The organism is Pseudomonas sp. FW305-70 (genome assembly GCF_058783925.1).
The window spans coordinates 213354-228669 of record NZ_JBYSYZ010000002.1 but is presented as its reverse complement, the minus strand read 5'-3'; the positions used below and the strand labels follow the sequence as shown (position 1 = coordinate 228669).

Annotated in this window: 8 protein-coding genes and 1 pseudogene; 4 read left to right on the top strand and 5 right to left on the bottom strand. The window is 61.0% G+C overall.

Annotated elements, in window-relative coordinates; translation table 11 throughout:
* Positions 1-44: 44 nt before the first annotated feature.
* Together AC3WN7_RS02505 and AC3WN7_RS02500 are read left to right on the top strand one after the other, a co-directional pair.
* A pseudogene (locus AC3WN7_RS02505) lies at positions 45-1118 on the top strand (HAMP domain-containing protein); the annotation flags it as partial.
* Positions 1119-1136: 18 nt separating this feature from the next.
* A complete protein-coding gene (locus tag AC3WN7_RS02500; RefSeq protein WP_409077336.1) occupies positions 1137-1982 on the top strand; it encodes a methyl-accepting chemotaxis protein in 846 nt (281 codons plus the stop codon).
* 117 nt (positions 1983-2099) lie between these two features.
* On the opposite strand, the gene AC3WN7_RS02495 is transcribed toward AC3WN7_RS02500, so the two are convergent.
* On the bottom strand, positions 2100-3902 hold the full coding sequence (locus AC3WN7_RS02495; RefSeq protein WP_102673192.1) for an acyl-CoA dehydrogenase: 1803 nt from the start codon (positions 3900-3902) through the stop codon (positions 2100-2102).
* A 256-nt stretch (positions 3903-4158) separates the two neighbouring features.
* Entirely contained in the window at positions 4159-8109 is a 3951-nt protein-coding gene (gene putA, locus AC3WN7_RS02490; RefSeq protein ID WP_102673191.1) for a trifunctional transcriptional regulator/proline dehydrogenase/L-glutamate gamma-semialdehyde dehydrogenase, read from the bottom strand.
* A 461-nt stretch (positions 8110-8570) separates the two neighbouring features.
* Between putA and putP the strand changes: the two genes are divergently transcribed.
* Entirely contained in the window at positions 8571-10055 is a 1485-nt protein-coding gene (putP, locus tag AC3WN7_RS02485) for a sodium/proline symporter PutP (protein WP_102673190.1), read from the top strand.
* A gap of 81 nt (positions 10056-10136) precedes the next feature.
* Here putP and AC3WN7_RS02480 read toward each other — a convergent pair whose 3' ends face one another.
* Positions 10137-10631, bottom strand: coding sequence for a DUF2165 family protein (locus AC3WN7_RS02480; protein ID WP_102673189.1), 495 nt, complete (start codon positions 10629-10631; stop codon positions 10137-10139).
* A gap of 207 nt (positions 10632-10838) precedes the next feature.
* Here AC3WN7_RS02480 and AC3WN7_RS02475 point away from each other — a divergent pair, with 207 nt between their 5' ends.
* Complete coding sequence (locus AC3WN7_RS02475; protein WP_095964657.1) at positions 10839-11675, top strand: 23S rRNA (adenine(2030)-N(6))-methyltransferase RlmJ; 837 nt, start codon at positions 10839-10841, stop codon at positions 11673-11675.
* 83 nt (positions 11676-11758) lie between these two features.
* Here the strand turns inward: AC3WN7_RS02475 and msrA are convergent, their stop codons facing one another.
* Together msrA and AC3WN7_RS02465 are read right to left on the bottom strand one after the other, a co-directional pair.
* Entirely contained in the window at positions 11759-12409 is a 651-nt protein-coding gene (msrA, locus tag AC3WN7_RS02470) for a peptide-methionine (S)-S-oxide reductase MsrA (RefSeq protein ID WP_102673187.1), read from the bottom strand.
* 173 nt (positions 12410-12582) lie between these two features.
* Positions 12583-15276: a putative bifunctional diguanylate cyclase/phosphodiesterase gene (locus AC3WN7_RS02465; RefSeq protein ID WP_095964659.1), complete on the bottom strand. Its 2694-nt coding sequence runs from the start codon at positions 15274-15276 to the stop codon at positions 12583-12585.
* Between the last annotated feature and the right edge of the window lie 40 nt (positions 15277-15316).

The window sequence follows — 15316 nt, the reverse complement described above, 5'->3', positions numbered from 1 at the left end:
CGGCTGTTGCAGTGTTTCAGCCTCTTATTCTTTGGGGGTGCTCCATGCAGTTCTGGCGACGCAGTATTCAATGGCAGTTGATCCTGAGCATGGGCACCGCCCTTCTGGTCAGTATCCTGATCGTGGTTGGCATTTATACCCTCGTGGTCAACCGTCTCGCCCAGAGCTATCTGGTCGAGCAGGCATTGCCGTCGAGCATCGAGGCGATGCGCAACGACATCGAGCGGATCCTCGTCCAGCCCCTCACCGCCGCGAAGGACATCGCCAGCAACAGCATGGTGCGCGACTGGTTGGCCGGGGGTGAAGACAGTGCCCAGACCAGCACCTTTGCCACCTATCTGGAAGGCATCCGCGCCGAACACAAAGCCTTTACCGCGCTGATTGTCGGCACCGCGTCCAATCACTACATCACCGAAAAGGGCCTGGACCGCACCCTCAGCCGATCCAATCCCAAAGATGCCTGGTTCTACGCGTTCCTCGACAGCAATCAGCCGCGCACCCTCAACATCGATAACGACACGGCCACCGGAGAATTGGCGCTGTTCATCGACCTCAAGGTCGAGCAGGCCGGCAAAGTCGTGGGCGTTGCCGGGCTTGGCCTGAGCATGAAAGAGCTGTCGGAGCTGATTCACAATTTCAGCTTCGGTGAGCGCGGCAAGGTCTATCTCGTGCGTTCCGACGGTTTGATCCAGGTGCATCCCGAGGCGCAGTTCAGCGGCAAACGCACCTTGGCCGAGCAGATTGGTGCTACAGCGGCGCAAGCGGTGATGAGTCAAAAAGCCGCCACCAGCAGCGGCTTCCAGCGCGACGGCGAAGACTTCCTCGCCTTGAGCTTGCCGCTGCGTGATCTCGGCTGGACCCTGGTGGCCGAAGTGCCGCAATCGCAGATCTACGCCGAAGCCCGCCGTGCCATGTGGATGAGCAGCGGCATCGGCCTGGCGGTGGCACTGGTGTGCCTGTTGCTGGTGGTGTTGCTGGCCCGTGGGCTGGTGCGGCCGATTCGCCAGGTAACAGCGGCGCTGGTGGCCATCGGTAGCGGTGGTGGAGATTTGACCCAGCGGCTGGATTCCAGCCGCGCCGATGAGCTGGGCGATCTGGCGCGCGGTTTCAATCGGTTCCTGGATAGCCAGCGCGACATGATCGGCGAAGTGCTGACAACCAGCGAGCGCCTGCGCACCGCTGTCGGCCAGGTGGCGCGGGTGGTGGACAACACCGCCGAACGCTCTGGTCGTCAGCAGGAAATGACCGACATGGTCGCCACCGCTGTTCACGAAATGGGCCTGACCGTGCAGGACATTGCGCAGAATGCCGGCAACGCGGCGTTCGCGTCACAAACCGCCCGTGATGAAGCGCTGCAGGCGCGGGAGGTGGTGGGTGGTTCTATCCGCCACATTGAAAGCATGTCCAGGGAAATCGGTGTAGCGGCCACGGCGGTGGCCGAGCTGGCTCATCAAGTGGCATCCATCGATCAGGTGCTGGCGGTGATTCGCGGGATTTCCGAGCAGACCAACCTGCTGGCGCTCAATGCCGCTATCGAAGCGGCGCGTGCGGGCGACATGGGCCGTGGGTTCGCCGTGGTGGCCGATGAAGTGCGTACCCTGGCGCGGCGTACGCAATCGTCCACCGATGAAATCCAGCAGATGATCGGCAGCCTCAAGCAAGGCGCGGAGAACGCGGTGACGTCGATGCATTCCGGGCAAGCTGCGACGGGCACGGGTGTCGAGTCGAGCCAGCGTACCGGTACCTCGTTGACCGCGATTACCGGACAGGTGGAGCGCATCAGCGACATGAACCATCAGGTGGCGACGGCGACGGAAGAGCAATCGGCAGTGACCGAGGAAATCAATCGCAACGTGCAGGGCATTTCCGATCTGGCGCGAGCGACGGCGGGGGAGGTCAGGGCTTGTCGTGAGGATTGCCAGACGTTGCAGCGGTTGGCGGATGATCTGGCGCGGCAGATGGGTGGGTTCAAGCTGGGGTGATGTGGCGTCTGCGCGGACGTCTTCGCGAGCAAGCCCGCTCCCACATTTGAAATACATTCATCTGTGGGAGCGGGCTTGCTCGCGAATGGATCTAAGCAGCACTACAAGTATTTGGAGCTAGAACCACTCATCCTGCATGCCCAGGCACACATCATCCCGCGCCTCAAGAATCGCCAGTTCATGGTGGCACCCCGGCACTTCCCATGTCAGGAAGTAGCGCGCCGCCTGCAGCTTTCCTTTATAGAAGCTCACATCCGCCGCATTGCCTTTTGCCAGCCCGTCCTCGGCACGAATCGCCTGTTCCAGCCAGCGCCAGCCGATCACCGTGTGCCCGAACACCTTCAGGTACAGCGCCGAGTTCGCCAGGCTGCTGTTGACCTTGCCTTGCGCCAGGTCGGTCAGCAGGCCGATGGTCACGGCCTGCAGGCGCGCCACCAGTTTCTCCAGCGGCTCGCGTAGCGGCGTCAGCGACTCGAACGCCTGGGCACGTTCGGCGGTGTCGGCGATCAGGCGGATCAGTTGCTTGAGCCCCGCGCCACCGTTTTGCGCCAGTTTGCGGCCCAGCAGGTCCAGCGATTGAATGCCGTGGGTGCCTTCGTGAATCGGGTTCAGGCGATTGTCACGGTAGTACTGCTCCACCGGGTATTCACGGGTGTAGCCGTGGCCGCCGAGGATCTGGATCGCCAGTTCATTGGCCTTCAGGCAGAACTCCGAGGGCCAGGATTTGACGATCGGCGTCAGCAGGTCCAGCAATTCATGGGCCTGCTTACGTTCGGCTTCGGTTTCAAGGGTGGTGGTGTCGTCGAACAGTCGCGCCGCGTACAGGCCGAGGTCGAACGAGCCTTCAACGTAGGCCTTTTGTGTCAGTAGCATGCGCTTGACGTCAGCGTGCTGGATGATTGCCACTGGTGCAGTGTTCGGGTCCTTGCTGTCCGGCACGCGTCCTTGCGGACGTTCGCGGGCATATTCCAGCGAGTACAGGTAGCCGGCGTAGCCGAGCATCACTGCCCCCATGCCGACGCCAATCCGCGCCTCGTTCATCATCTGGAACATGTAGCTCAAACCCTGGTGCGGCTTGCCCACCAGATAGCCGACACACTCACCGTTATCGCCGAAATTCAGCGCGGTGGACGTGGTGCCACGCCAGCCCATCTTGTGGAATAGCCCGGCGAGCAGCACGTCGTTACGCTGGCCGAGGCTGCCGTCATCGTTGACCAGGAACTTGGGCACGATGAACAGCGAGATGCCCTTCACCCCGGCCGGCGCATCCGGCAGCTTGGCCAGGACCATGTGCACGATGTTTTCCGACAGCGGATGATCGCCACCGGAAATGAAGATCTTGTTGCCCTTGAGGCGATAAGTGCCGTCGGACGCAGGCTCCGCGCGGGTACGAATATCCGACAGCGATGAGCCCGCGTGGGGTTCGGTCAGGGCCATGGTGCCGAAGAAACGGCCGTCGATCATCGGTTGCAGGAAGCGGCGCTTCTGCTCATCGGTGCCGAAGCTTTCGATCAGGTTGGCCGCGCCCATGGTCAGGAACGGATAAGAGGTCGAAGCGGCGTTGGCCGACTGGAAGTGTGCGAAGCAGGCTTGGGACAGTAGCGTAGGAAGTTGCATGCCGCCGGCTTCGAAACTGCGCGCGGCGTTGAGGAAGCCGGCTTCGAGGAAAGCATCCACCGCCGGTTTCACTTCTGGAATCAGGATTGCCTGACCGTTCTCGTAGCGCGGCTCGTTCTCGTCGCCTTTGCGGTTGTGCGGGGCGAAGAACTTCTCGGCGATGCTGCGGGCGGTGCCAATGGCTGCATCGAAGGTTTCGCGATTGTGCTCGGCGAAACGTTCACGCTGGGTCAGGCCCTCGGCATCGAGGACTTCATACAGCTCGAAAGCCAGATTGCGGGAACTGAGCAACGTCTCGGACATGGCGGCCTACCTTTTGTTGGGATGGGCCGAGTCTAGGCGGGGGAATAGAGGCTGAACAGGATGATTGATGAGCGTGATGGTAGGGCAGAGCGCCAACTTAACAGGCACCACAAAACAATTGTGGGAGCGGGCTTGCTCGCGAAGAGGTCGTCACATTCAACATTTAAGTTGACTGACAGTCCGCTTTCGCGAGCAAGCCCGCTCCCACAGGGATTTGATTGCCAGGCAGCTATCGTGGCTGCCCGGCTTATCGGGTTTAGCCGATGGTCATCAAACTGGCATTACCACCCGCCGCAGCGGTGTTGACGCTCAACGCACGTTCAATCACCAGGCGCTCCAGCGCAATGTTGGTTTCGCCTTGCGACAGACCCTGCACACCGACAATCGCACCGGCACGCTTGGCCACCTGCTGGCAAACCGCACGCAACTGGTCGGAATGGCCGTGATGCACAACCGCGTCAAACACCACTTCGTCCTTGTTCCAGTCGGAAACCAGCTTGATGCGCGCCTGAATATCCTTCGGCAGGCGTGCGAACAGCGCCTTGGTCAGTTCACCTTCCGGCCACACCGCCGAACCGCCGACAGCCAGTACCGCCGCCAGTTGAGTCAGCAGGTCGCCTTCGACTTCCGCCAGGCACAGCACGTGTTCCCGTGGCAGGATCGCGTAGCTGTTGCGCTCGCCGGTCGGGCCGGCCAGAACGCGGGTGATGCCGCTTTGCGATTGCGCGGCGAACTGCACGCACAGGGTGCTCAGGTCGGCAAACTTGTGGCTGTCGGCCCAGGCTTTCAGGGCGGTCAGCGGCTTGCTCATGGCGTCGCGCAGTCGAACGTCCGGTGCTGCGGCGGCATCGCCACGAGCGAAGGATTGTTCGATCGCATCCGCAGGACGGGTCGAGAGCAGGCGGTACAGGTACAGCGGGCCACCGGCTTTCGGACCGGTCCCCGACAGGCCTTCGCCGCCGAACGGCTGCACGCCGACCACGGCACCGACGATGTTGCGGTTGACGTAGACGTTACCGGCATTGACGTTGTCGATCACCTTGGCGATGGTCTCGTCGATGCGGGTGTGCACGCCCAGGGTCAGGCCGTAGCCGGAAGCGTTGATCTGGCCGATCAGTTGATCGATGTCCTTGCGCTTGTAGCGAACCACGTGCAGCACCGGGCCGAAGATCTCCCGTTGCAGTTCGTCGAAGCTTTCCAGTTCGATCAGGGTCGGCATCACGAAGGTGCCGCGTTTGACTTCTTCAGCATCGGCGATGGCCACCTGGTACACGCTGCGACCTTTGTCGCGCATGGCCTGGATGTGCTTCTCGATGCCGGCCTTGGCTTCGGCGTCGATCACCGGGCCGATGTCCACGGACAGACGCTCAGGGTTGCCGAGACGGCTTTCAGCCATCGCGCCCTTGAGCATTTCGATGACGCGGTCGGCGGAATCTTCCTGCAGGCACAGGACGCGCAGGGCCGAGCAACGCTGGCCGGCGCTGTCGAAGGCCGACGAAACCACGTCGATCACCACTTGTTCGGTCAGTGCCGAAGAGTCGACGATCATCGCATTCTGGCCACCGGTTTCGGCGATCAGCGGGATCGGACGGCCCTGGCTGTCCAGGCGGCCAGCGATGTTGTGTTGCAGCAAGCGTGCGACTTCGGTGGAACCGGTGAACATCACGCCTTTGACGCGATCGTCGCCGACCAGACCGGCACCCACGGTTTCACCGCGACCCGGCAGCAGTTGCAGCACGCCCTCGGGAATGCCGGCTTCGAGCAGCAGGCGCACGGCTTGAGCGGCGACCAGCGGAGTCTGTTCCGCAGGCTTGGCCAATACCGGGTTGCCGGCGGCGAGGGCGGCAGCCACTTGACCACTGAAGATTGCCAGCGGGAAGTTCCACGGGCTGATGCACACCACTGGACCCAGCGGGCGGTGAGCGTCGTTGGTGAAATCGTTGCGTGCCTGCACCGCGTAATAACGCAGGAAGTCCACGGCCTCGCGAACTTCAGCGATGGCGTTGGCGAAGGTCTTGCCGGCTTCGCGGGCCAGCAGGCCCATCAGCGGCTGGATCTCGGCTTCCATCAGGTCGGCGGCACGTTCCAGGATCGCGGCGCGTTCGGCGGGCGGGGTGGCCTGCCAGATCGGTGCAGCGTTGAGGGCGCACTGGATCGCGTTGTCGACGTCTTCGACGGTGGCTTCCTGCACATGGCCGACCACGTCACGCAGATCGGACGGGTTCAGCACGGGAGCCGGGGCTTCGTTGCTGGACGCGCAGCCGAGTATCGGTGCGGCTTTCCAGTGGTTGTGCGCGGTAGCGAGAAGTGCGCAGGACAGCGACGCCAAACGATGTTCGTTGGCCATGTCGATGCCGCTGGAGTTGGCGCGTTCGGCGCCATACAGGTCACGCGGCAGCGGAATGCGCGGGTGCGGCAGGCCGAAACCACCTTCCACGGTTGCCATCTGCTCAATGCTGGCTACCGGATCGGCTACCAGTTCCTGGATCGAAATCGACTGGTCGGCAATACGGTTGACGAACGAGGTGTTCGCGCCGTTTTCCAGCAGGCGACGCACCAGGTAAGCCAGCAGGGTTTCGTGGGTGCCGACTGGCGCGTACACGCGGCACGGACGGTTCAGCTTGCCTTCGGAGACTTTGCCTACAACCTGTTCGTACAGCGGTTCACCCATGCCGTGCAGGCACTGGAACTCGTACTGGCCCGGGTAATAGTTCTGACCGGCGATGTGATAAATGGCCGACAGGGTGTGGGCGTTGTGCGTGGCGAACTGCGGGTAGATGACTTCCGGCACCGACAGCAGCTTGCGCGCGCAAGCGATGTAGGACACGTCGGTGTACACCTTGCGGGTATAGACCGGGTAGCCTTCCAGGCCTTCGACCTGGGCGCGCTTGATTTCGCTGTCCCAGTACGCGCCTTTCACCAGGCGGATCATCAGGCGATGACGGCTGCGACGAGCCAGGTCGATCACGTAGTCGATCACGTACGGGCAACGCTTCTGATAAGCCTGGATCACGAAACCGATGCCGTTCCAGCCGGTCAGTTGCGGCTCGAAGCACAGGCGCTCGAGCAGATCCAGCGACAGCTCGAGGCGGTCGGCTTCTTCGGCGTCGATGTTCAGGCCGATGTCGTACTGCTTGGCCAGCAGGGTCAGCGACAGCAGGCGCGGGTACAGCTCATCCATCACGCGCTCGTACTGGGCGCGGCTGTAGCGAGGGTGCAGGGCCGACAGCTTGATGGAAATGCCCGGGCCTTCATAAATCCCGCGACCGTGGGACGCTTTGCCGATCGAGTGGATGGCTTGTTCGTACGAGGCCAGGTACTTCTGTGCGTCGTGCTCGGTGAGTGCAGCTTCACCCAGCATGTCGTAGGAATAGCGGAAGCCCTTGGCTTCGAACTTGCTGGCGTTGGCCAGGGCTTCGGCGATGGTTTCGCCGGTCACGAACTGCTCGCCCATCAGGCGCATGGCCATGTCGACGCCCTTGCGGATCATCGGTTCGCCGCTCTTGCCGATGATGCGGCTCAGGGACGAAGTCAGGCCGGCTTCGTTGTGCGTGGATACAAGCTTGCCGGTCAGCAGCAAGCCCCAGGTGGCGGCGTTGACGAACAGCGAAGGGCTGTTGCCCAGGTGCGGGTGCCAGTTACCGGTGCTGATCTTGTCGCGGATCAGGGCGTCACGGGTGCCTTTGTCCGGGATGCGCAGCAGCGCTTCGGCCAGGCACATCAGCGCCACGCCTTCCTGGGACGACAGGGAGAACTCCTGCAGCAGGCCCTGGACGATGCCGGCACGGCCGCCAGCGCTCTTCTGATTGCGCAGTTTTTCAGCAATCGAGGCGGCGAGTTTGTTGGTGGCTTCGGCCATCGGGGCCGGCAGGCGAGCCTGCTCGATCAGCATCGGCACGACTTCCGGCTCAGGGCGGCGGTAGGCGGCGGTGATCGAGGCGCGCAGTACCGACTGCGGCAGGATGCTTTCGGCGAATTCGAGGAAGCACTGGTGGGCGTGATCCAGAGGCGCGTCGACGCTGTCGTCGGAATCCTTGGTCAAACCGCTCAGCTCGGTCAGGGTTGCACCACCCTCGAGTTTTTCCAGGTAATTGAAGATTGCCTGCTTGATCAACCAGTGCGGCGTGCGATCAATCGAGGTCGCGGCGGCCTTGAGGCGTTCGCGGGTCGGGTCGTCAAGTTTGACCCCAAGGGTGGTGGTAGCCATGTTTTTATCCTCATGTTTGCCACGACTGCGTGGCATCAGCTGGCGCCAAGATTAGCCGTGCAACTGTTGAGGTGCAACCGGGTGCAACCCTTTTTTTGTCGGAATATTACGCGACTCGTCAGGAAATAAATTCTGGTACGTCTGTACCGCGCTTGCTTGGTGCTTTTTCTTCTAGCAAAGCGGCTGGACTGCGCTAAAAGGGAGCAAAAACCGTAGGATTTGTCGCAAATTGAAAAGGGTGCAACTTATTCTCAAGAAACAGGTTGCACCATATTTACTTTGTTGAATAGCATTCGCGCCCAAGGTGCAACCCGAACAGAAACCGGGTGCTCCGGCTGATGGCTTTCCTGGGGAAACATCAGTCATAAATGCGCGGGAATCCGGATCGTCTGTCAAACGTATGCGTTTGCGAGCGGTTCACCAGCCGCCGCTACATAAAAACAAAGCCAGGGCGTAACTTAATGAGCGTAAGCAATCCAACCCTGATCACGTTCGTGATCTACATCGCAGCAATGGTGCTGATCGGCTTGATGGCCTATCGCTCCACCAACAACCTTTCCGACTACATTCTGGGCGGTCGCAGCCTGGGCAGCGTCGTGACTGCACTGTCCGCCGGTGCCTCCGACATGAGCGGCTGGTTGTTGATGGGCTTGCCCGGCGCGATCTACATGTCCGGTCTTTCCGAAAGCTGGATCGCCATCGGCCTGATCGTCGGCGCCTACCTGAACTGGCTGTTCGTCGCCGGCCGTCTACGTGTACAGACCGAGCACAACGGTGATGCACTGACCCTGCCGGACTACTTCGCCAGCCGCTTCGAAGACAAGAGCGGCCTGCTGCGGATCATCTCTGCGGTCGTGATCCTGGTGTTCTTCACCATCTACTGCGCTTCCGGCATCGTGGCCGGTGCCCGTCTGTTCGAAAGCACCTTCGGCATGTCCTACGAGACGGCGCTGTGGGCCGGTGCTGCGGCGACGATTGCCTACACCTTTATCGGCGGATTCCTGGCCGTAAGCTGGACCGACACCGTACAAGCCACCCTGATGATCTTCGCGTTGATCCTGACGCCAATAATCGTGCTGCTGGCCACTGGTGGTGTCGACACCACCTTCCTGGCCATCGAAGCGCAAGATCCAAGCAACTTCGACATGCTCAAGGGCACCACTTTCATCGGCATCATCTCGCTGATGGGCTGGGGTCTGGGCTACTTCGGTCAGCCGCACATCCTCGCGCGCTTCATGGCGGCTGATTCGGTGAAATCGATTGCCAAAGCCCGTCGCATCTCCATGACCTGGATGATCCTGTGCCTGGGCGGCACCGTGGCTGTGGGCTTCTTCGGTATCGCCTACTTCTCGGCACACCCGGATGTGGCTGGCGCGGTTTCCGAGAACCACGAACGTGTGTTCATCGAACTGGCCAAGATCCTGTTCAACCCATGGATCGCGGGTATCCTGCTGTCGGCCATTCTGGCTGCCGTCATGAGCACCCTGAGCTGCCAGTTGCTGGTGTGCTCGAGCGCCCTGACCGAAGACTTCTACAAGACCTTCCTGCGTAAATCCGCTTCGCAGCTGGAACTGGTCTGGGTCGGTCGTGCCATGGTGTTGTTGGTTGCCCTGGTGGCTATCGCCCTGGCAGCCAACCCGGAAAACCGTGTACTGGGTCTGGTGAGCTACGCCTGGGCCGGTTTCGGTGCCGCATTCGGTCCGGTCGTGTTGATCTCCGTGATCTGGAAAGACATGACCCGCAACGGCGCACTGGCCGGTATCCTGGTCGGCGCGATCACCGTGATCGTCTGGAAACACTTCGAACTGCTGGGCCTGTACGAAATCATCCCGGGCTTCATCTTCGCCAGCCTGGCGATCTACTTCGTCAGCAAAATGGGCACGCCGACTGCCGGCATGTTCCAGCGTTTTGAGGCTGCAGAGCGTGATTATCGTCTGAACAAGTGATGAGTGATGGGGGGGACGCTTCCCGTCCCTGATAAAAGAACGGCTCGCAGCTTTATGGTGCGGGCCGTTTTTTATTGGGGATCAGTCAAGATCGGAATCGGGCTGATTCAGAAAGATCAGCACGCCCAGTATTGCCATGTAGAACCTGAAGGCTGCGTCCTGACCATTCCAAATGTCGGATTGCCACATCAGAAACCACTCACCTCCAACAACCATGAAGCCGAAAAACCACACGAAAAACCCGGTCGTCAAACCCGCTACGGCCCACTTCCTGGCCTGTCTGAACTCATGCCCACCGGCTGACCGTGAGCGCCAGAGTTGTAGTGCGCCGTAGCCAAGAAGTCCACAGGTAATGGCCTCGCCAAGGATGATCAGCCAGTAAGCCCCATGCCACACCCAAGGCAGATCAATTGCGCGATACCGGGCGGCGTTGTCAGGGAAGGTGGTATCCATGCTCAGCACATGCCGGACGAAGTTGAAGTTGGAACCGTAGTCGGTGATGTTGTTGAACACGGTCATGAAGGCGAATGCGGCGAGCGCCAGGGTCATTGCAATCTTTGCGTAGCGAATGGTCATTTGTGCGTCCTTTGCTTTTTTCGACAAAGAACGCTATCACACCGGTTTGCAGGTTCGGGAGTCTTCCTGTGGTGAGGCGTTTCTGAATTTATCGAGTGATGGTGCGTGCTTGTTGCCGCTATGAATGCTCGAAGTGTCCGCTCAGCCGCGAACCCCTGACTTGCCGGCCGGTAAAAGGTAAACTCCCCGGCCTTCGCAGGAGCAACCATGAATTATCGTCACGCCTTCCATGCCGGCAATCACGCCGATGTGTTCAAACACCTGACCTTGACCCGCCTCATCGCCCTGATGTCGCGCAAGGAGCAGCCGTTTGCCTATCTCGACACCCATGCCGGCATCGGTCTGTATGACCTTCAGGGTGACCAGGCCAGCCGTACCGGTGAGTACCTGGAAGGCATTGCGCGTTTGTGGGGTCAGCCGGATCTGCCGATCCTGACCGCCGATTACATGCAGGTGCTGCACGAGATGAACCCGGATGGCCAGTTGCGCTATTACCCGGGGTCGCCAGAGCTGGCGCGACGTTTGACTCGCCCGCAGGACCGCGTGTTGCTCAACGAGAAGCACCCGGAAGACGGCGTGCTGCTCAAGGACAACATGGCCGGCGATCGTCGGGTCAAGGTGCACCTGGGCGAAGGCTGGCATGTGTCGCGGGCCTTGCTGCCGGTGCCGGAGAAGCGTGCGGTGATGTTGATCGATCCGCCGTTCGAGAAGCTCGACGAGATGCAGCGTTGTGCCGCGTCGCTCAAGGAAGCGATTGGCCGGATGCGCCAGACCGTGGCGGCGATCTGGTATCCGGTGAAGGATCAGCGTGCGCTGCGTCGTTTCTACCAGGATCTGGCGGGTACCGGTGCGCCGAAGTTGTTGCGGGTGGAGTTGCTGGTGCATCCGTTGGATACGCCGAACAGTCTGAATGGCTCCGGGTTGGCGATTGCCAATCCGCCGTGGGGGCTGGAGGAGGAGTTGCGTGAGCTGCTGCCGTGGTTGTCCGAGAAGTTGGGACAGACCCAGGGTGGGTGGCGGATGGATTGGTTGATTGCTGAGTAGCAGCTGCAAGTTTCAAGCTACAAGCTGCAAGTTGAAGTTGCGAACACAGGGCTTGCAGCTTGAGGCTTGCAGCTTGTCACTGCTTATATAGGGCAGGTCACGCCTGTACCGCCGATGCCGCAGTAGCCTTCCGGATTTTTGGCCAGGTACTGCTGGTGATACGTCTCTGCAAAATAGACGGTCGGGGCCTGGTCGATTTCGGTGCTGATTTCACCGAGGCCGGCCTTGGACAGCTCAGCCTGGTACGCTTCTTTGCTCTTGAGCGCGGCGTCCAGTTGTTCAGGCGAGGTGGCGTAGATCACCGAGCGGTACTGGGTGCCGATGTCGTTGCCCTGACGCATGCCCTGAGTCGGGTTGTGCAGTTCCCAGAACATCGCCAACAGCTCCTGGTAGCTGACCTTGGCCTTGTCATACACCACCAGCACCACTTCGGCGTGGCCGGTCAGCCCCGAGCAGACTTCTTCGTAGGTCGGGTTTGGGGTGAAGCCGCCGGCGTAACCCACAACCGTGCTGACCACGCCGTCGCGCTGCCAGAAGCGGCGTTCCGCACCCCAGAAACAGCCCAAGCCAAAGATCGCGAACTCGACGTCCTCGAAGAATGGACCCAGCAGAGGGGTGTCTTTGAAGACAAAGTGCTTCTCAGGCAAGTTCATCGGGGTTTCGCGGCCAGGCAGAGCTTGTTCTTTAGTAGGGAGCACGTTTTTGTTCACCAGAATTTCCGAGCGCAGAACCATGATCAGTCCTCTCAGTCAGGTTGGGTTGTAAATAAACAGACCGTCAGTGTGCCCAAATACTGCTGGTTAAGCACTACCAAGGTGGGAGCGGGCTTGCTCGCGAAGGCGTTGGGACAGTCGACATCAATGTTGCCTGATCTACCGCTTTCGCGAGCAAGCCCGCTCCCACAAGGTCAGGCGATTGGGCCACGCGGGTAGCGTTTGAGCTTTTCGATCAGCTCATTGCCCGGGATCGGACGGTCGAACAGGTAGCCCTGGCCGACGTCGCAGCGGTGACGGCGCAGGAACGACAACTGCTCGGCGGTTTCGATGCCTTCAGCCACGACCTTGATTTTCAGGTTGTGGGCCATGGCGATCACCGCGGAGGTGATTTCCATGTCGTCCTGGTTGTCCGGGATTTCGTGGATGAAGCTTCGATCGATCTTGATGATGTCGATGGGGAATTTTTTCAAGTAACTGAGCGACGAGTAACCGGTGCCGAAGTCGTCCATGGCCAGGGTCAGGCCCAGGCGCTTGAGCTGGTCGAGTTGCAAGTGGGTGTCTTCGGTGGCCTCCAGCAGCAGGCCTTCGGTCAGCTCCAGCTCCAGCAAATGAGCGGGCAGGGCTTCTTCCTTGAGGATGGCGGCGATGGAGGCCACCAGGTCCGGATCGGAGAATTGCTTGGGCGACAGGTTGATCGCCACTTGCAGGTTGCCCAGGCCGGCGGCGGTCAACGCTTTGCTCATGCGGCAGGCCTGGCGGGCGATCCATTTGCCGATCGGAATGATCAGCCCGGTTTCTTCGGCCACGCTGATGAACTGATCCGGGCGGATCATGCCCTTTTCCGGATGATCCCAGCGCAGCAATGCTTCCATGCCCAGCAAGCGGCCGCTGCGCAGGCACAGCTTGGGCTGGTAGAACACGTCGAGTTCGTTCTGTGTCAGGGCGCGGCGCAGGTTGTTTTCGACGAACAGCTTGTAGCTGGCCTCGGCGTTCAGCGCTTCGGTGAACACTTGCACCTGATGTTTGCCGTTGGCCTTGGCCTTGTGCAGCGCCAGCCCGGCGTTGCGCATCAGGGTTTGCGGGTCGCGCCCGTGCAGCGGCGCGCAGGCCAGGCCCACGGAGCCGGTGACGCTGATCAACTGGTTGTCGACGAACATCGGTTTGTCGAGGGTCGCCAGCAACTGATTGGCCACCTGCTGACCCATCGTGAGGTCGCTGTTGTCCAGCAACACGGCGAATTCGTTACTGGCGAATCGCGCCAGGCTGCCGCTCGGGATCAAGCTGTTGCGCAGGCGTCGGGCCAGACTGATCAGCAATTTGTCGCCAGTCTGGTGGCCGAGGCTGTCGTTGATCCGCTTGAAGTTGTCGATGTCCACCAGCAACAGGCTGATCGGCGCGTCGCTGTCGCGGGCGAAGCGTTCATCGAGGTTGCGGATGAACGCCGGGCGGTTGCCGAGATTGGTCAGGTTGTCGGTGTAGGCAAGGCGCTCGATACGCTGCTGAGCGAGCTTTGTCTGGGTGATGTCTTCGTAGATGCCGATGTAGTGGGTCAGCTCGCGGTTGTCGCCATAAACCTTGGAGATCGACAACTGGCCCCAGTAGGGTTCGAGGTTTTTCCGGCGGCTCTTGAATTCGCCCTGCCAGCTGTTGCTCTTGGCCAGTGCCGAAGGCGCGTCGAACAGCAGTTCGCTGAGGTTTTCCAGGGCTGGAAGTTCCGACAGGCGCTGACCGTGCACTTCTTCGGTGGAGTACTGGGTGATTGCGGTGAAGCTCGGATTGACGTACTCCACCACGCCGTCGCAGTTGACCAGCAGAAAGGCGTTGGCACTTTGCTCGACCGCACGCTGGAACAGGTGCAGGGCGCTGGTAGCGGTTCGCCGGTTGTGGTTGCTGATGACTTGGGCGAACTGGTCCGCCAGTTCGCCGGCGAAGGCGATTTCATCCGACTGCCAGGCACGGGTGGCACCGATTTGCTCCAGGCACAAAACACCAACCACCTGGCCATCGACACGGATGCTGGCGTCGAGCATTGCGTTGACGTCGCGTGGGCGCAGGCTTTCGGCCATCTCCCGGGTGCGCGGGTCGTGCATGGCGTTATGGGCGTCGATGGCGCGACCGGTGTGCAGGGCGTCGAGGTAATCGGGGAACACGCTGACGTCGATCGGCTGCGGCAGCAGGTATTCCTGATTCGTGCGGTGATAGGCCGAGATCGGCACCAGCATCGAACCTTCGAGGCTCCACAGGCTGGCGCAGTCGATTTGGTAAATGTCGCAGGCACTGCGGGTGATCAGCTCGGCGGCTTCGCGCAAGGAGTTGTTGCTGCTGTAGCGCTGCCGGGTAAGCAGCAGGATCAGGTCCTGCTGGGCGCGCACCCGGTCCAGATGCAGCAGCTGCTCCTGCTGGGCGCGCTGATTGAGCTCCAGGGCGATTTGCAGGCGCGAGTTCCGGGTTTCCAGATCCAGGGCCGGTTGCAGCGGGTCATCCTCGTACAGGCCGTCAATGACCAGCAAGTAGCCGCGCAACAGGTGGCGATTGTGTTGTTTGTAGGCTTCGCCCAGTTCCAGCAGATTCAGGGAGCCGGAGGCCGTGTGCAGGGTGTAGCGGATCAGGTAATGCGTGCTTTGAGTCAGCTGGTGCTGGACCGCATCATGAAGTTGATAGCGCGCTTCCGGCTCCATCAGGCTGGCGTAGGGCGAGCCCACCAGTGCACACAGCTCCACGGCCGGCAGGCCGAACTGGCGTTCGCAATTGGGGTCGAGAAACAGGAGCGCCCAGCTGGGTTCATTAAGCCGTTCGAAACGCAGCATGCCGAGCCGCGAGGGCACAGGCAACTGCGTCACTACCTCGGCCACCATACGGCTGGCGGCATCGGGTTGGCTTTTCATGGAGGGAAACTCGCTTCGAATATGCTGAACGCGCTGGGCT